Origin of the sequence: Streptomyces sp. NBC_01750 (assembly GCF_035918095.1) — a bacterium.
Classification (GTDB): Bacteria; Actinomycetota; Actinomycetes; order Streptomycetales; family Streptomycetaceae; genus Streptomyces.
The window spans coordinates 1,627,782-1,645,182 of sequence record NZ_CP109137.1; the positions used below are offsets into that span (position 1 = coordinate 1,627,782).

Annotated in this window: 16 protein-coding genes; 1 reads left to right on the forward strand and 15 read right to left on the reverse strand. The window is 69.6% G+C overall.

Annotated elements, in window-relative coordinates:
• The first annotated feature begins 134 nt into the window (after positions 1-134).
• Positions 135-1,364: a DUF349 domain-containing protein gene (locus tag OG966_RS07210; RefSeq protein WP_326648605.1), complete on the forward strand. Its 1,230-nt coding sequence runs from the start codon at positions 135-137 to the stop codon at positions 1,362-1,364.
• A 181-nt stretch (positions 1,365-1,545) separates the two neighbouring features.
• Here the strand turns inward: OG966_RS07210 and OG966_RS07215 are convergent, their stop codons facing one another.
• The 15 genes from OG966_RS07215 to pgsA all read right to left on the reverse strand — a co-directional run bounded on the left by OG966_RS07215 (position 1,546) and on the right by pgsA (position 17,400).
• The gene (locus OG966_RS07215) at positions 1,546-4,113 is read right to left on the reverse strand and encodes a RelA/SpoT family protein (RefSeq protein ID WP_326648606.1); all 2,568 of its coding nucleotides are present in this window, start codon (positions 4,111-4,113) and stop codon (positions 1,546-1,548) included.
• Between the two features lie 255 nt (positions 4,114-4,368).
• The gene (locus OG966_RS07220) at positions 4,369-4,911 is read right to left on the reverse strand and encodes an adenine phosphoribosyltransferase (protein WP_326648608.1); all 543 of its coding nucleotides are present in this window, start codon (positions 4,909-4,911) and stop codon (positions 4,369-4,371) included.
• Positions 4,908-6,017, reverse strand: coding sequence for a protein translocase subunit SecF (gene secF, locus OG966_RS07225; RefSeq protein WP_326648609.1), 1,110 nt, complete (start codon positions 6,015-6,017; stop codon positions 4,908-4,910). The genes OG966_RS07220 and secF overlap by 4 nt, the downstream gene beginning before the upstream one ends.
• A gap of 1 nt (position 6,018) precedes the next feature.
• On the reverse strand, positions 6,019-7,788 hold the full coding sequence (gene secD, locus OG966_RS07230) for a protein translocase subunit SecD (RefSeq protein WP_326648610.1): 1,770 nt from the start codon (positions 7,786-7,788) through the stop codon (positions 6,019-6,021).
• A gap of 145 nt (positions 7,789-7,933) precedes the next feature.
• The gene (gene yajC / locus OG966_RS07235; RefSeq protein WP_326648611.1) at positions 7,934-8,473 is read right to left on the reverse strand and encodes a preprotein translocase subunit YajC; all 540 of its coding nucleotides are present in this window, start codon (positions 8,471-8,473) and stop codon (positions 7,934-7,936) included.
• 167 nt (positions 8,474-8,640) lie between these two features.
• Positions 8,641-9,720 (reverse strand): Holliday junction branch migration DNA helicase RuvB, encoded by a 1,080-nt coding sequence (gene ruvB / locus OG966_RS07240; protein WP_326648612.1) that lies wholly within the window; start codon positions 9,718-9,720, stop codon positions 8,641-8,643.
• A 19-nt stretch (positions 9,721-9,739) separates the two neighbouring features.
• Complete coding sequence (gene ruvA / locus OG966_RS07245) at positions 9,740-10,372, reverse strand: Holliday junction branch migration protein RuvA (protein ID WP_326648613.1); 633 nt, start codon at positions 10,370-10,372, stop codon at positions 9,740-9,742.
• Entirely contained in the window at positions 10,369-10,899 is a 531-nt protein-coding gene (gene ruvC, locus OG966_RS07250) for a crossover junction endodeoxyribonuclease RuvC (RefSeq protein ID WP_326655111.1), read from the reverse strand. The genes ruvA and ruvC overlap by 4 nt, the downstream gene beginning before the upstream one ends.
• A 143-nt stretch (positions 10,900-11,042) precedes the next feature.
• A complete protein-coding gene (locus OG966_RS07255; RefSeq protein ID WP_326648614.1) occupies positions 11,043-11,795 on the reverse strand; it encodes a YebC/PmpR family DNA-binding transcriptional regulator in 753 nt (250 codons plus the stop codon).
• Positions 11,796-11,903: 108 nt separating this feature from the next.
• Complete coding sequence (gene pdxT, locus OG966_RS07260; RefSeq protein WP_326648615.1) at positions 11,904-12,497, reverse strand: pyridoxal 5'-phosphate synthase glutaminase subunit PdxT; 594 nt, start codon at positions 12,495-12,497, stop codon at positions 11,904-11,906.
• Positions 12,497-13,345, reverse strand: coding sequence for a pyridoxal 5'-phosphate synthase lyase subunit PdxS (gene pdxS, locus OG966_RS07265; protein WP_246340122.1), 849 nt, complete (start codon positions 13,343-13,345; stop codon positions 12,497-12,499). The genes pdxT and pdxS overlap by 1 nt, the downstream gene beginning before the upstream one ends.
• A 203-nt stretch (positions 13,346-13,548) precedes the next feature.
• Positions 13,549-14,094: a hypothetical protein gene (locus OG966_RS07270; RefSeq protein ID WP_326648616.1), complete on the reverse strand. Its 546-nt coding sequence runs from the start codon at positions 14,092-14,094 to the stop codon at positions 13,549-13,551.
• A 587-nt stretch (positions 14,095-14,681) separates the two neighbouring features.
• Positions 14,682-15,845 (reverse strand): glycosyltransferase family 4 protein, encoded by a 1,164-nt coding sequence (locus OG966_RS07275; protein WP_326648617.1) that lies wholly within the window; start codon positions 15,843-15,845, stop codon positions 14,682-14,684.
• On the reverse strand, positions 15,842-16,738 hold the full coding sequence (locus OG966_RS07280) for a phosphatidylinositol mannoside acyltransferase (protein WP_326648618.1): 897 nt from the start codon (positions 16,736-16,738) through the stop codon (positions 15,842-15,844). The genes OG966_RS07275 and OG966_RS07280 overlap by 4 nt, the downstream gene beginning before the upstream one ends.
• On the reverse strand, positions 16,738-17,400 hold the full coding sequence (gene pgsA, locus OG966_RS07285; protein ID WP_326648619.1) for a phosphatidylinositol phosphate synthase: 663 nt from the start codon (positions 17,398-17,400) through the stop codon (positions 16,738-16,740). The genes OG966_RS07280 and pgsA overlap by 1 nt, the downstream gene beginning before the upstream one ends.
• Position 17,401 lies beyond the last annotated feature (1 nt).

Below are 17,401 nucleotides of genomic sequence, written 5' to 3' on the forward strand. Positions count from 1 at the left end.
GCTGAGTGCGGACAGCCGGGCGGCCGGTCGCCTAGATTGGCGTTGTGCAGGGCGGGCGGGCAGCCCGCCCCAGGAAACTGTGGACGATGCCCGGGGGCAAAACCCCTTTGCGGGCATCAGGTGGAGGAGGCGCTGTGAGCAGCGACCCGTGGGGCCGTGTCGATGAGACGGGCACCGTGTACGTGCGTACTGCCGATGGCGAGCAGGTCGTCGGATCGTGGCAGGCGGGCACTCCCGAGGAGGCGCTGGCCTATTTCGAGCGCAAGTACGAGGGCTTGGTGGTCGAGATCGGCCTCCTCGAGCGGCGGGTGAAGACCACCGATCTCTCGGCCAAGGACGCCCAGACCGCCATCGATCATCTGCGTCAGCAGGTGGACGAGCATCACGCCGTGGGTGACCTCGGCGCGCTGCGTGTCCGCCTCGACGCTCTCGTCGCGACGGTGGACAAGCGCCGCGAGGAGCGCAAGGTCCAGAAGGCGAAGCAGAACGACGAGGCGCGGCACGCCAAGGAAGCGCTGGTCACCGAGGCCGAGGAGCTGGCGCAGAGCGAGCAGTGGCGCGCAGCGGGCGAGCGGCTGCGCGCGCTGGTGGACACCTGGAAGGGCCTTCCCCGGCTCGACCGGAAGTCCGACGACGAGCTGTGGCACCGTTTCTCGCACGCGCGCTCCGCGTTCTCCAAGCGCCGCAAGGCGCACTTCGCCTCGCTGGACGCCCAGCGCGAGGAGGCCCGTAAGGCCAAGGAGAAGCTGGTCACCGAGGCCGAGTCGCTCTCCGGCTCCACCGACTGGGGTGTGACGGCCGCCCGCTACCGCGAGCTGATGGCGGAGTGGAAGGCGGCAGGCCGCGCCCAGCGCGACTCCGAGGACGACCTGTGGAACCGTTTCCGCGGCGCCCAGGACGTCTTCTTCGCCGCGCGCAGCGGGGTCTTCGCCGAGCGGGACGCCGAGCAGGGCGAGAACCTCAAGCTCAAGGAGGAGCTCGCCGCCGAGGCCGAGAAGCTGGTGCCGGTGACGGACCTCAAGGCCGCGCGAGCCGCCTTCCGGTCCATCAACGAGCGCTGGGAGGCCATCGGCCACGTACCACGTGACGCCCGGCCCAAGGTCGAGGGCCGGATGCACGCTGTGGAGCGGGCCCTGCAGGAGACCGAGGAGAACGAGTGGCGCCGGACGAACCCTGAGGCGCGCGCGCGTGCCGCGGGTCTGACGGGCCAGCTCCAGGCGGCCGTGGACAAGCTGCGCGGGCAGATCGACGCGGCGCGCGCGGCGGGCAACAACGCCAAGGCGGACAAGCTCGCCAAGGAGCTCGAGGGCCGGCAGGCGCTGCTCGACCAGGCGCTGAAGGGCCTGGAGGAGTTCGGCGGCTGAAGAGGGCCCCAGGCGGCCGAACCTCCCCCGGCCCCAGCGGGCCGGGAGGTGCCATCGGCCGCACCCGCGGATGTGGTTGTCCGCCGTCGGGATTCCTCGATCGATGGCTGATGTGCCAGAAAGGCGGCCCCGGTACGCATCGCGTACCGGGGCCGCCTCATGCCCGGCTACGGCCCGCGGCTCACGCCCCGCTGCGGGCCGAGGTCACGCGGTACACGTCGTAGACGCCCTCCACGCCCCGCACCGCCTTCAGCACATGCCCGAGATGCTTCGGGTCGCCCATCTCGAAGGTGAAGCGCGAGGTGGCCACCCGGTCGCGGGAGGTCTGGACGGCCGCCGACAGGATGTTGACGTGCTGGTCGGACAGGACGCGGGTGACGTCCGAGAGGAGCCTGGACCGGTCGAGCGCCTCGACCTGGATGGCGACCAGGAAGACGGACGACTGGGTCGGGGCCCATTCGACCTCGAGGATGCGCTCCGGCTGCTGCGAGAGCGAGTCGACGTTGACGCAGTCCGCCCGGTGAACCGATACGCCGGATCCGCGGGTGACGAAGCCGATGATGGGGTCGCCGGGGACGGGCGTACAACAGCGGGCGAGCTTGACCCAGACGTCCTCGACGCCCTTGACGACCACGCCGGGATCAGCGTTGGCGCGGCGCTTGCTGCGGCCGCCGTGCGTGGGCGGTGTGCTCTCGGCGATGTCCTCACTGGCGGCCTCCTCGCCGCCGAGGGCCTGCACCAGCTTCTGCACGACGCCCTGCGCGGCCACATGGCCCTCGCCGATCGCCGCGTACAGGGACGAGATGTCCGGATAGCGCATCTCGTGCGCCAGTGTGACGAGCGAGTCGCCGGTGAGGATGCGCTGGATCGGCAGGTTCTGCTTGCGCATGGCCCGCGCGATGGCGTCCTTGCCGTGCTCGATGGCCTCCTCGCGGCGCTCCTTGGAGAACCACGCGCGGATCTTGTTGCGGGCCCGGGGCGACTTGACGAAGCCCAGCCAGTCGCGCGAAGGTCCGGCTCCTTCGGCCTTGGAGGTGAAGACCTCCACCAGGTCGCCGTTGTCGAGGGTCGATTCGAGCGGGACGAGCCGCCCGTTGACCCGCGCCCCTATGGTCCGGTGGCCGACCTCGGTGTGCACGGCGTACGCGAAGTCGACGGGAGTGGCGCCGGCCGGCAGCGCTATGACGTCGCCCTTCGGCGTGAAGACGAAGACCTCGTTGCGGGAGAGGTCGAAGCGCAGCGACTCCAGGAACTCGCTGGGGTCCTCCGTCTCCTTCTGCCAGTCGAGCAGCTGGCGCAGCCACGCCATGTCATTGATGTGGTCGTCCTTGCCGGCCTTCTTCGGTACGTCGGTGCGCACCTTGGAGGCACCGGCGGAGGGCTCCTGCTTGTACTTCCAGTGCGCCGCGATGCCGTACTCGGCACGGCGGTGCATGTCGAAGGTACGAATCTGCAGCTCGACGGGCTTGCCGTTGGGACCGATCACCGTGGTGTGCAGCGACTGGTACATGTTGAACTTGGGCATCGCGATGTAGTCCTTGAACCGGCCGGGGACCGGGTTCCATCGCGCGTGGACGGTGCCGAGCGCCGCGTAGCAGTCGCGGACGCTGTCCACGAGAACGCGGATGCCGACCAGGTCGTAGATCTCCGCGAAGTCACGGCCGCGGACGATCATCTTCTGGTAGACGCTGTAGTAGTGCTTCGGCCTGCCGGTGACGGTGGCCTTGATGCGGGCGGCTCGCAGATCGGACTGGACCTCGTCGGTCACTATGGCGAGGTACTCGTCACGCTTGGGCGCGCGCTCGGCGACGAGCCGCACGATCTCGTCGTACATCTTGGGATAGAGGATCGCGAAGGCGAGGTCCTCCAGCTCCCACTTGATGGTGTTCATGCCCAGGCGGTGGGCCAGGGGCGCGTAGATCTCGAGGGTCTCGCGGGCCTTCTTCTCCTGCTTCTCCCGCTTGAGATAGCGCATGGTGCGCATGTTGTGCAGCCGGTCGGCGAGTTTGATGACCAGGACGCGCGGGTCCTTGGCCATGGCGACGACCATCTTGCGTACGGTCTCGGCCTGCGCGGCCTCGCCGAACTTGACCCTGTCGAGCTTGGTGACGCCGTCGACGAGGAGGGCGACCTGGTCGCCGAAGTCACGGCGCAGGGTGTCCAGGCCGTACTCGGTGTCCTCGACGGTGTCGTGCAGCAGCCCGGCCATCAGCGTCGCCGGGTCCATGCCCAGCTCGGCGAGGATGGTGGTGACGGCGAGCGGGTGCGTGATGTACGGGTCGCCGCTCTTGCGCTTCTGGCCGCGGTGCCAGCGCTCGGCCACCTGGTAGGCGCGCTCGATCTGGCGGAGCGTGGAAGTCTCGATCTTGGGGTCATTGCTGCGCACTATCCGCAGCAGCGGTTCCAGGACGGGGTTGTACGGCGAGGAGCGCTGCACGCCGAGGCGGGCGAGGCGGGCGCGTACACGGTTCGAGGAGCCGCCGGTCCGGGACACGGGCGCGGGCTTGCCGGGGGGCGCGGGCGTCGGCGTCGACTTGGCGGGGGGCGCGGGTGTGGGCCTGGCCGCCGGCGTGGACTTGGCGGCAGGCGTCGACTTCGCGGCGGAGACCGGGGCCGCACCGTTCGCACGCTCGGGCAGTGCCGGCTTCGGCTTCTCCGCCGGCTTCCTCTCGGGCGTGACAGGGCCTGCCGCGGCCTTTTCTGCCTGCTGGTCGGGCTGCGCGGCGGCGGGCTGGGCCTCGTCTGGCAAGAGCGCTCCTCATTGCGGTTCCGGGTCCCCCGGTCAGGCCCGGAGAAGCCATGGTATCGACCCACGAGTCCCAGTGCTCACGAGGCCGCAGGTCCGCACTGGACAGAGAGGGCATCCGGATCCCGCCGTGTGCCCTCCCGTCACTTCCTGTCCCCGCACGGTTGCAGCGAGGAGCGGCGCACGCCGGCCGGCGGACAGAACAGTGGGCGCCCCGGGAAGATCCCGGGGCGCCCACTGCCGAAGTGAAGCGCGGCGTCAGATCGTGATCAGGCTCTCCAGCGGAGCCCCGCGCAGTGCCGGCTCCAGACGGGCCCGGCCGCCGAGGAACCCGAGCTCCATCAGGACCGCGACGCCGGCGATGTCGGCGCCGGCCCGGCGTATCAGCTCCAGCGAGGCCTCAGCAGTGCCGCCGGTGGCCAGGACATCGTCGATGACCATGACGCGGTCGCCCGGCTGAAGGTCCTCGGCATGCACCTCGATCTCGGCGGTGCCGTACTCCAGCTCGTACGCCTGGGAGAGCGTCGCCCCGGGGAGCTTGCCCGCCTTGCGGACGGGAATGAACCCGAGCCCGGCGCGGACCGCGACCGGCGCGGCCAGGATGAAGCCGCGCGCCTCCAGACCGACGATCTTCGTGGCCCCGTGACCCGCACAGAAGCCGGCGAGCGCGTCGGTCATGGCGGTGAAGGCCTCGGGATCCGCGAGCAGGGGCGTGATGTCCTTGAACATCACCCCCGGCTTCGGGTAGTCGGGGACATCACGGATACGGCTGAGCAGGAACTCCTGCGTACCGACTGTCATCGGCGCTTGCCCGAAGGACGGCCACGGCCCCGGTTGCGCGGACCCACCACGGCACCGGCCGCGGCGGCGCCGCCGAACACCTCGTCGTGGGGCTCGCCCGACTCTTCCGCGGAGTCCTCCGCCGACTCGCCCCTGGCCGCAGCGGACGCGCGCTTGGCGAGCACGCGCTTCTTCAGCGCCTTCATCTGCGGCTCGCGCTCCTTGAGGTCGGCGACGAGCGGCGTGGCGATGAAGATCGAGGAGTACGCACCGGCCGCGAGGCCGACGAACAGCGACAGCGAGATGTCGTTGAGCATGCCCGCGCCGAGGACGCCACCGCCGATGAACAGCAGGCCGGCGACCGGCAGCAGCGCGACGATGGTGGTGTTGATGGAACGCACCAGCGTGCCGTTGAGGCTGCGGTTGGCGATCTCGCTGTAGGTGTACCGGGTCTGCTTGGTGATGTCCTTCGAGCCCTCCTTGAGACCGTCGAAGACGACGACGGTGTCGTAGAGGGAGTAACCGAGGATGGTCAGCAGACCGATCACGGTGCCCGGTGTGACCTCGAAGCCGACGAGCGCGTACACACCGATGGTGATCGTGAGGTCGTGGATCAGCGCGATCAGGGCGGCGATGGCCATTCGCCACTCGAAGGCGATCGCGAGATAGATCACCACCAGGAGCATGAAGACCGCGAGACCGGTCCATGCCTTGTTGGCGATCTGCTCACCCCAGCTGGGGCCGACGATCTCGGCGTTGATCTTGTCCTTCGGGATGTGCAGCTTGTCGGAGAGCGTCTCGTTGACCTTGTTGGCCTGGGTCTGGTCGAGTTCGCTGACCTGGATCCGCAGCCCGCCGTTGCCGAGCTTCTGGACGATCGCCTCATGACCCGAGGCGTCTATGGCGTACGACCGGGCCTGGCTGACGGAGACGCTCGTCTTCGGGGTGGTGAATACGGCGCCGCCCTTGAACTCGATACCGAGGTTCAGACCCCGCACCGCCAGGCCGACGATCGCCATGATGGTGATCAGGATCGAGATCCCGTACCAGATCTTCCGTTTGGCGACGAAGTCATAGCCGACCTCGCCGCGGTAGAGCCGGGCGCCCAGGCTGCCGAGTCGCGACATCTCACGCCTCCTTCGGGTCGGTGGGGACGGAGCCGCGGCGGGAGCGGCGCAGCGGGGGCTTGGCGCCGAGCCGCTTCGGGTCCAGTCCGGACCACGGGTGTCCGCTCGCGAAGAACTTCTTGCGGGCGAGGAGCGTCATGACGGGCTTGGTGAAGAGGAACACCACGACCACGTCGAGCACGGTGGTCAGACCCAGTGTGAACGCGAAGCCCTGGACCTTGCCGACGGTGACGATGAACAGCACCGCGGCGGCGAGGAAGGACACGAAGTCGGAGACCAGGATGGTGCGCCGGGCACGCGGCCAGGCACGCTCGACGGCCGGCCGGAGCGTACGGCCCTCGCGGATCTCGTCCCGGATACGTTCGAAGTACACGATGAACGAGTCCGCGGTGATACCGATCGCAACGATCGCACCACACACCGCGGGCAGATTCAGGGCGAAGCCGATGCCGGGGCCGAGCAGAGCCATGATCGTGTACGTCAGGATCGCCGAGACAATGAGGCTGAGAATCGCGATCAGAGCCAGGCCGCGGTAGTACGCCACCAGGTAGATGATGACCAGCGCGAGGCCGATCGCACCGGCGATGAGGCCGGCCTGCAGCTGCTCGCCGCCGAGCGCCGCGGTGACGGTCTGGACGCTCTGCTCATGGAAGGAGAGCGGGAGCGCACCGTAGGACAGGATGTTGCCCAGGTCCTGTGCGGACTGCTGGGTGAAGCTGCCGGAGATCTCGGCGTTGGCGCTCAGTGTCTGCCGCACCGAGGGCGCCGAGACGACCTCGCCGTCCAGGACGATGGCGAACTGGTTCATCGGGGGCTGCTGCTGCGACAGCCGGCTCGTGATCTTCTGGAACTTCTTGGAGCCGGCGTCGGTGAAGTCCATCTGCACGATCCACTGACCGGACTGCTGGTCGATCGTGGCCTTGGCGTCGTCGACGTCCTTGCCGTTGACCTCGGCCGGGCCCAGCAGGTACTTCTCCCACACGCCTTCGGAGTTCTTGCCACAGCCGACAGTCGGATCGGACGGCTTGACGTTCTCGCCGGCCGCGACGCGGGCCGTCTTCTTCGTGCAGTCGAGAGCCAGGAACTGCTTCTGCAACTTCTCGGTGCCCGCCGCGTCACCGGAGGGGTTCGGCTTCGGCGGCTCGGAAGTCTTGGGCTTGCCGGAGGCCGAGGGGTTCGGCGTCGGAGTCGCGGCCTTCAGGGCGTCGGTCACCGCGCGGCCCTGCGTGGTCGCAGTGGCCGAGGGCTTGGCGGATGACGGCGGGTTGACCGTCTCCTTGTTGCCCGTGGCCTTGTCCTTGCCGTCCTTCGCCTTGCCGGACGGCGAGGCGCTCGGGGTGGGCTGCGGAGCGGTGGGGGTCCCGGCGGCGACGGTCAGCACAGGCCGGAAGTAGAGCTGGGCGGTGGTGCCGACCTGCTCACGGGCCTGCTGAGAGTTCGTCCCCTTGGGGATGTTGACGATGATGTTCTTCGCGCCCTGCGTCTGAACCTCGGCCTCGGAGACGCCCAGACCATTGACACGGCGCTCGATGATGCCGACCGCGGTGTTCATGTTGGTCTCGTTGATGGCGTTCTTGTTGCCGACGGTGTTCTTCGCCTCGAGCGTGATGGTCGTACCGCCCGCCAGGTCGATACCCAGACGCGGGGTGAGCTGACCCGCCCAGAACATTCCGCCTGTGAGCGCGACCATGGCGATCAGAATGAAAGCCAGGGCACGCCCCGGCTTGCTCTGAGCCCCCGCGGGCCTTCGGCCCCTATTCGGTGCTGCCACCTTCTCGTTTCTCCCTGTCCAACCGTCCCGTGCCGGGTGTGCGCCGGGGCGGCCACGAAGTGTAGTGGGGACCTGCCCGCGCAGAAGTCAGCACGGCCGGGGGACCGCCGGACGCCGGTGGCGCCGCCGCGGTCCCCGATCGTGACTACTTAGCGTCGGTCTCGCCCTCGGCCTTGCCGTCCTTCGGCGTGGCGTCGCCCTTCGGCGCGGTGTCGCCCTTCGGCGCGGTGTCGCCCTTGGGCCCGGCCTCGTCCTTCGCCTCGGTCTCGTCCGCCTCGGGCTTCTTGCCGAGGTCGATCTTGGCGTCGTCCGGGGAGCCGGAGTCCGTGGCGTCGGAGTCCGTGGTCCCAGTCAGCGAGGAGGCGTCGTCCGGCACGATCGGGCCGTCGACCTTGAGGTCGCCGTCGCCGTGCACGATGCGGTTGTACTCCTCGTCGTCGAGGACCGCGCCGATGGCGTTCTTGGCGTAGAAGGCGTGGACGCCGGGGGCCACCTCGAGGAGGACCGTGTCGTCGTGAAGTTCCTTGACGGTGGCGTACATGCCCCCGATCGTCCGGACACCGGTGCCGGGCTGCATTTCGTTGCGCATCTGCGCAGCCGCCTGCTGCTTCTTCTTGGCGGACCGGGTCATCAGGAACATTGCCCCGATGAGCACAATGAAGGGGAGGAGGGTCACGAGACTCACGGGACGGAACTTCCTTCGCACGACCGCGCTGGTGAGGCGGCCTTATCTACGGGGGTGGGCACGCCGGCCCTGGAAGGGCGGCATCGGCGGAGTCTAAGCGAGTCCGCATCAATGGAACAACGCCCAGCATCCCACCGTGGTTCCTGACCGTGCGAGTATCCGCGCCGTCACGTCCCGAACAGCCCCTGTTGTCCGCTTGCACCCGGCGCCTGCTGCGGTGGTACGAGGCCGAGATGCGCCCATGCCGCAGGGGTGGCCACCCGGCCGCGGGGGGTCCTGGCCAGGAGTCCCTCCCGTACCAGGAAGGGCTCCGCCACCTCCTCGACCGTCTCGCGCTCCTCCCCCACGGCCACCGCGAGCGTCGACAGACCCACCGGGCCGCCGCCGAAGAGCCCCAGCAGCGCCTGGAGCACCGCGCGGTCGAGGCGGTCGAGTCCGCGGGCGTCCACCTCGTACACCCGCAGGGCGGCGGCAGCCACCTCCCGGGTGATCAGGCCGTCCACCTTGACCTGGGCATAGTCACGGACGCGGCGCAGCAGCCGGTTGGCGATACGGGGCGTGCCGCGCGAGCGGCCCGCGATCTCGGCGGCGCCGTCGGCCTCTATCTCGACATCGAGCAGCTGGGCGGAGCGGTGGATGACCCGCTCCAGCTCGGCGGGGTCGTAGAACTCCATATGGGCGGTGAAGCCGAAGCGGTCGCGCAGCGGGGGCGGCAGCAGGCCGGCCCGGGTGGTCGCGCCGACCAGGGTGAAGGGCGGGAGCTCGATCGGGATGGCAGTGGCTCCGGGGCCCTTTCCGACGATCACGTCGACCCTGAAGTCCTCCATGGCCATGTAGAGCAGCTCTTCGGCCGGCCGCGACATCCGGTGGATCTCGTCGAGGAAGAGAACCTCGCCCTCCTGGAGGGAGGAGAGGATCGCGGCAAGATCGCCGGCGTGCTGGATGGCGGGGCCCGAGGTGATCCGGATCGGGGCGTTCATCTCGGCCGCGATGATCATGGAGAGGGTGGTCTTGCCCAGGCCGGGAGCGCCGGAGAGCAGGACATGATCGGCCGTGGCACCGCGTGCGAGGGCCGCTTTCAGGACAAGGTCCAGCTGCTCGCGGACGCGCTCCTGGCCGACGAACTCGCCCAGCGACTTCGGCCGCAGCGCCGCCTCCACGGCCTGGTCCTCGCCGTCGGCGGACGCGCCGACGAGCCGCTCGGTCGCGGTGTCGTCGGTCGGCGGTGCGGTGTCGTCCCAGTTCACAGTGGTAGGCCTCGTGGGGTCAGCGGGTGCGGTTCAGGGTCTGGAGGGCGGCCTTCAGCAGCTGGCCGACCTGGGGTGTGCCGCCTGCGGCGGCGGCGGCCTCGGCCTGCGGCGTGACCGCGGCGACCGCCTCGTCGGCGTCCCGGGTCGCGTATCCGAGGCCGATCAGCGCACCGTGCAGTTGGTCGCGCCAGGCCATCGGGGCCGCTGCGGCGGTGGCGACGCCCTGCCTGCCGATATGCGCGCCGACCGGCTCGCCGAGGCGGTCCTTCAGCTCGAGCAGCAGTTTCTGGGCACCCTTCTTGCCGATGCCCGGGACGGCGATGAGCGCCTTCTCGTCGCCGGTCGCGACAGCGATGCGCAGGACGTCGGGAGTGTGCACCGCGAGCATCGCCTGGGCCAGTCGTGGGCCGACGCCGCTCGCGGTCTGCAGCAGCTCGAAAATCTGGCGCTCGTCGTCATCGACGAAGCCGTAGAGCGTGAGCGAGTCCTCCCGTACGACGAGGGAGGTGGCGAGCTTCGCCTCCGTGCCGATGCGCAGCTCGGAGAGTGTGTTTGGCGTGCACTGGACTGCCATGCCGATGCCGCCGACCTCGATGACCGCGGTGGTGGGGGCGAGGGCGGCGACCGGGCCGCTCACAAAGGCGATCATGCGGTACGGCCTTTCGATGCGTGCAGAGCGACGGCTTGCTGGAGGCGATTCTGCGCGGGTCCGCGCCAGATGTGGCAGATGGCGAGGGCGAGAGCGTCGGCGGCGTCGGCGGGCCTGGGCGGGGCGTCGAGCCGCAGCAGCCGCGTCACCATCGCTCCGACCTGCGCCTTGTCGGCCCGGCCACTGCCGGTGACGGCCGCCTTGACCTCACTGGGCGTGTGCAGGGCGACGGGGATGCCCCGGCGGGCGGCACAGAGCATGGCGATCGCGCTGGCCTGTGCGGTGCCCATGACCGTACGGACATTGTGCTGGCTGAACACCCGCTCGACGGCCACGAATTCGGGCCGGTGCTGGTCCAGCCACTGCTCGATGCCCTGCTCGATGGCGACCAGTCGGCTGCCGAGCTCCGCGTCCGCGGGCGTACGCACGACTCCGACACCGAGCATCGTCAGGGGGCGGCCCGCGACGCCTTCGACCACGCCGATGCCGCACCGGGTCAGTCCCGGGTCCACGCCCAGTACGCGCACGCCGCCCCTCCCGTCGTTTTCGACCATGTGTTCCTGCGTTGTTGCAGGCTATCCGCTCGTACTGACAACGGGCCGACGACGCGGACGGGCCGACAGGGGTGTGTCCCTGTCGGCCCGTCCGCGTATGCCCAGTTGAGCGTCCGTCAGGCGTCGACCTTCTCCATGACCTCGTCCGAGACATCGAAGTTGGCGAAGACGTTCTGCACGTCGTCGCTGTCCTCGAGCGCGTCGATCAGCTTGAAGATCTTGCGTGCGCCCTCTTCGTCGAGCTCGACCTGCATGGTCGGCAGGAAGTTGGCCTCGGCGGAGTCGTAGTCGATGCCCGCCGCCTGGAGCGCGGTGCGGACCGCGACCATGTCGGTGGCCTCGCTGACGACCTCGTACGACTCACCGAGGTCGTTGACCTCTTCGGCGCCGGCGTCCAGGACCGCGCCCAGGACGTCGTCCTCGCTCAGCTCACCCTTGGGGACGATCACAACGCCCTTGCGGTTGAAGAGGTACGAGACGGAGCCCGGGTCGGCCATCGAGCCGCCGTTGCGCGTCATCGCGACACGTACGTCGGAGGCGGCGCGGTTGCGGTTGTCGGTGAGGCACTCGATGAGCACCGCGACGCCGTTCGGGCCGTAACCCTCGTACATGATCGTCTGGTAGTCGACGCCGCCCGCTTCGAGACCGCCGCCGCGCTTGACGGCCGAGTCGATGTTCTTGTTGGGGACGGAGCTCTTCTTCGCCTTCTGAATGGCGTCGACGAGCGTCGGGTTGCCCTCGGGGTCGACGCCGCCGGTGCGGGCAGCGACCTCGATGTTCTTGATCAGCTTCGCGAAGAGCTTGCCGCGCTTGGCGTCAATCACGGCCTTCTTGTGCTTCGTCGTAGCCCATTTAGAGTGGCCGGACATCTGCCTGTCTCCTTCGCGTAACCAATTTCTGAACGAACCCCAGAGATCCTACCGGGATCGGCCCGCCCGTCTCCCGACCACCACCAGCCGGAGCGCTGAAGCGGGCACCTACCGGATTGCCGCGCGCACCATGTCGACGAACAGGGCGTGCACCCGGTGGTCGCCCGTCAGTTCGGGGTGGAAGGACGTGGCCAGGACATTGCCCTGCCGTACGGCGACAATGTGTCCGCCGTGCTCGGCGAGCACCTCGACCTCGGCCCCGACCGACTCGACCCACGGGGCGCGGATGAAGACTCCCTCGACCGGGCCGTCGTCCACGCCCGCGACCTCGACGGCCGCCTCGAAGGACTCGTTCTGGCGCCCGAAGGCATTGCGGCGGACGATCATGTCGATGCCGCCGAGCGTCTCCTGGCCCGAACGCGGGTCGAGGATCTTGTCGGCAACCATGATCAGGCCGGCGCAGGTGCCGTAAACGGGCAGCCCCGCCGCGATCCGTTCACGCAGCGGCTCGAGCATGCCGAACAGCACCGCGAGCTTGGACATCGTGGTTGATTCGCCGCCGGGGACGACAAGGCCGTCGACCTCGGCGAGCTCCTCGGGGCGCCGGACCGGCCTGGCCACGGCATCCGCCGCGGCCAGGGCGATCAGGTGCTCCCGTACGTCACCCTGGAGAGCCAGGACACCGATCACGGGAGTGGTCATTACCAGCCCCGGTTCGCGTAGCGCTCGGTCTCGGGGAGGGTGTCGCAGTTGATACCGACCATGGCCTCGCCGAGGTTGCGGGAGGCGTCCGCGATGATCTTCGGGTCGTCGTAGAAGGTGGTGGCCTTCACGATGGCGGCGGCGCGCTTGGCGGGGTCGCCCGACTTGAAGATGCCGGAGCCGACGAAGACACCCTCGGCACCGAGCTGGCGCATCAGCGCGGCGTCGGCGGGGGTGGCCACACCACCGGCGGAGAAGAGGACCACCGGCAGCTTGCCCAGCTCGGAGACCTCCTTGACCAGCTCGTACGGGGCGCGCAGCTCCTTGGCCGCGGCGTACAGCTCGTTGTTGTCGTAGCCGCGCAGCCGGGCGATCTCGTTCTTGATCTGGCGCAGGTGACGGACGGCCTCGACGACATTGCCGGTACCGGCCTCGCCCTTGGAGCGGATCATGGCCGCGCCCTCGGCGATCCGGCGCAGGGCCTCACCCAGGTTGGTGGCGCCGCAGACGAACGGGGTGGTGAAGGCGAACTTGTCGGAGTGGTTCACCTCGTCGGCCGGGGTCAGCACCTCGGACTCGTCGATGTAGTCCACGCCGAGGGACTGCAGCACCTGGGCCTCGACGAAGTGACCGATCCGGGACTTGGCCATGACCGGGATCGAGACCGCGTCGATGATCTCTTCGATCATGTTCGGGTCGGACATCCGGGCCACGCCGCCGTCCTTGCGGATGTCGGCGGGAACCCGCTCCAGGGCCATGACGGCGACCGCGCCCGCGTCCTCGGCTATCTTCGCCTGCTCGGCGTTGACCACGTCCATGATCACGCCGCCCTTGAGCTGCTCGGCCATACCGCGCTTCACGCGCGCGGTGCCGGTCTCGGGGGCCTGCGGGGTGGTGGGGAGGGTGCTGGACACGGAGGGACCTCACTCGGTGAAAGAAGGCTGATGCCCCACAGATGCAACCCCCAAGGGCCAGTCCACAGCAAGGGCCAATGCACAGCCGGTGGATCGTTTTGGAATCGAAGGTGCCGCTGGAATCGAAGGTGCCGCGGTCAGGTGCCCGGGCGATCGGCAAGCGCGACGGGCGGCTCGTCATCCATCTCGAAGGCCAGCGGAAACGGCGCGTGTCCGGCCAGCCGGAACCAGCGGACCTTGCGGTGGCGGCGCAGAGCCCGTGCCGCGCGCACCGCGTCGTTGTGGAACCGCCGCGCCATCGGGACCCGGCGTACGGCTTGCGCGAGCTCGCCGGCCGCTTCCTCGCCGCCGGGCACTTCGCGCACCGCTTCGACCTGCGCCACCTCCCCGAAGACGGCCCGCAGCGCCGCGCTGAGCTCGCTCTCCGCGACCTCGCGCTGCTCCTCCTCAGCCTGCCGGGCCGCGTGTGCGGCCTCGTACAGCACGATCGAGGCGGCCGGATCGAGCACGCCGGAGGTGGCCAGTTCCTGGGTGACCGAGGCCCGGCGCAGGAGTTGGGCGTCGAGCGCGGCGCGGGCGGCGTCAATACGGGTGTGCAGCCGGTCGAGCCGCCCGGCGGTCCAGCTCAGATACAGGCCGATCGCGACAAGGGCGACGACGATCCAGATGAGGGTTTCGGTCACGGGCGGCAAGGCTACCGGTGGTGGCGGGGGAGGTTTTGGCCCCCCACCCGCCCCTTCCCGAAACTGGGGGCTGCGCCCCCGGACCCCCGAAGCGGCAGCTTCGCGCCGCAGAGCAAGGCTCGGGTCGCGAGGCCGCGGCTCCGCCCGCAGACCGGACGAGCGGCACGGACCCCGTTCCGGACGCGCCGGCCCGCCCCCGGACCGCCGACTGCACCCCGCAGACCAGATGCTCCGACACCCGTCCCCGCAGGACACACGGATCCCGTTCGACGCTCGGCCCCGCCCCCGGACCGACAGCCTCGGCCCGCACACCACGCCCGCCACGGCACCGCTCCCCGGCAGGGGACGCGCAGGGGTTGTGTTCTGGACGTAAAGCGTCGCAACTCGCGCGAAGCGCGGTGAGGAAAGCAGTCCAGGACACGAGCCCCGAAGCGGCCCACACCCGCGCCCCGGCGGACCGGGCTGCCCCAGCGACCAAAGACCCGCACCCCGAAAGGGAACCGGGCTGGCCCCGGCGGCCCACACCCGCGCCCCGGCGGACCGGGCCGCCCCGGCGACCAACGACCCGCACCCCGAAAAGGGCCCCCTCAGTCCCGCGCCAGCCCGAATCGCGACCGCAGGCCCGGCGTGCGCTCGTCCGCCGCCACCGACGCCGCGCCGTCCGTCACCGTCTCGTACACCGCCAGGATGTCCGCCCCGACCGTCGACCAGTCGAAACGCCGCACATGCGCACTGCCCCGCTCCCGCAGCTCCGCCCGCCGCTCCGGGTCCCGCAGCAGCCGTACCGCCGCGTCCGCCAGCGCCTGTGCGTCCTCGTTCGCGAAGAGCTCGCCCGCCGCACCCTGGTCCAGCACCTGCGCGAACGCGTCCAGGTCGCTCGCCAGCACCGGCGCGCCCGCCGACATCGCCTCGACCAGGATGATGCCGAAGCTCTCGCCGCCCGTGTTGGGCGCGACATACACGTCGACGCTGTGCAACAGCCGCGCCTTGTCCTCGTCGCTGACCATGCCGAGGAACTCGACGCGCGAGCGCATTTCCTTCGGGAGTGCCGCGACCGCCTCCTCCTCGTCGCCCCGGCCCGCCACCAGCAATCGGGTCTCCGGGCATTCCGCGAGGATCTTCGGCAGCGCCTTCATCAGCACCGGCAGGCCCTTTCGGGGCTCGTCGATGCGCCCTATGAAGCCGATCGTGCCGCCCTGCCACTCCGCCTTCGGCTCGGCCTTGTCGAAGAAGCCGACGTCGACGCCGTTCGGGATGACGACCGCGTCCCCGCCCAGATGCTCGACCAGCGTCCGGCGGGCGTACTCGCTGACCGCGATCCGGGCGCTGATCTTCTCGAGCGCCGGCTGGAGGATCGGGTAGGCCGCGATCATGGCGCGCGAGCGCGGATTGGAGGTGTGGAACGTCGCGACGATCGGCCCCTGCGCCGCCCAGCAGCTCAGCAGCCCCAGCGACGGCGAGGCAGGCTCATGGATGTGGATGACGTCGAAGGTGCCGTCGTGCAGCCAGCGCCGTACCCGGGCGGCCGACAGGAAGCCGAAGTTCAGCCGGGCCACCGAGCCGTTGTACGGGACGGGTACGGCCCGGCCCGCCGAGACGACGTACGGCGGCAGCGGCGTCTCGTCGTCCGCCGGCGCCAGTACCGACACCTCGTGGCCGAGCCGGATCAGATGCTCTGCCAGATCCCTGATATGGAATTGGACGCCGCCCGGTACGTCCCAGGAGTACGGGCAGACGATGCCGATCTTCACAGCCGCCGCTCCTCGAGGTCGGCGAGCCAGAGTCGCTGCAGCATGTGCCAGTCCTCCGGGTGTTCGGTGATTCCCGTGGCGTAGGCATCGGCCAGCGCCTGTGTCATGGAGGACGTCTTCTCGGCCTTGGTACCTGTCTCCGGCACCTCGACAGGTGAATGGATCCGGCCCTTCATCATCGACGCGTCCTCGTACCAGAGGTTGACCGGCAACAGCAGCGCGCCGGTCTGCTGGGCCAGCATCGCGGGCCCGGCCGGCATCCGCGCCGTCTCGCCGAAATACTTCACCTCGACGCCGGAGGCCGAGAGATCGCGGTCGGCGACGAGACACACAAGGCCGCCTGCGCGCAGCCGCCGCGCCAGCGTCCCGAAGGCCGAGCCGCCCGTGTGCGGCAGGACCTCCATGCCCAGGCTCTCCCGGTACGCCACGAACCGGTCGTACAGCGTCTCGGGCTTGAGACGCTCGGCGACGGTCGTGAAGGGGATGCCCAGGGCCCTGGTGACCCAGACACCAGCGAGGTCCCAGTTCGCCAGGTGCGGCAGCGCGAGTATGACGCCGCTTCCCGACGCGAGTCCGTCCTTCAGATAGTGGATGTCCTTGATCTCCACGCTGTTCGCGACGCGCTCGGCGCTCCAGGCGGGAAGCCGGAAGGACTCCATCCAGTAGCGCATGTACGAACGCATGCCGGCCCTGGACAGCTCGGCGAGGCGCTCGGGGCTCGCGTCGGGCACCACCCTGGCGAGGTTGGACTCGAGCCTCAGCACGCTCTTGCCGCGCCGCTTCCACGCGATGTCAGCGATGGTGCGGCCCAGCGCTGCGGCCGCCGGCTCGGGCAGCTTCTTGACGGTGCTCCAGCCGAGTCCGTACAGCCCGTCGGTCAGACGCTCCCGCATCACGTCGCCTCAGCCTCGTTCCCATGTGCCGCGGCGTCGGCCTCCGCTGCTTCCCGCCGTACGGTCACGACCCGCTGCCCCAGCGTGACCAGGCTGCCGACGGCGACGATCCAGAGCGCGATCGGCAGCAGCACCTCGATTCCCGGCACCCCGAAGGCGTGCAGTCCGGCGAGGCCGGCCGCGACCAGTGAGATGACCAGCCGCTCGGCCCGCTCGATCAGACCGTTGACGGCCACCGGCAGGCCAATCGATTCGCCACGTGCCTTGGTGTACGAGACGACCTGGCCGCTGGCCAGGCAGAAGATGGCGACGGCACACAGCACATTGTCGTCTCCCTTGCCCGCGTACCAGAGGGCGAAGCCGGCGAAGATCGCTCCGTCGGCGACGCGGTCGAGCGTCGAGTCCAGGAATGCGCCCCAGCGGCTCGAAACGCCCGCCTGACGCGCCATATTGCCGTCGACGAGGTCGGAGAAGACGAACAGCGTAATGACGATCGTGCCCCAGAAGAACTCTCCCCGGGGGAAGAAGACCAGCGCACCCGCCATCACTCCGGCCGTGCCGATCAGGGTGACCGCGTCCGGGCTCACCCCACGTCGGAGCAGAAATGCGGCGAACGGTGTGAGGACACGCGTGAAGAATGCACGCGCGTACTTGTTCAGCATG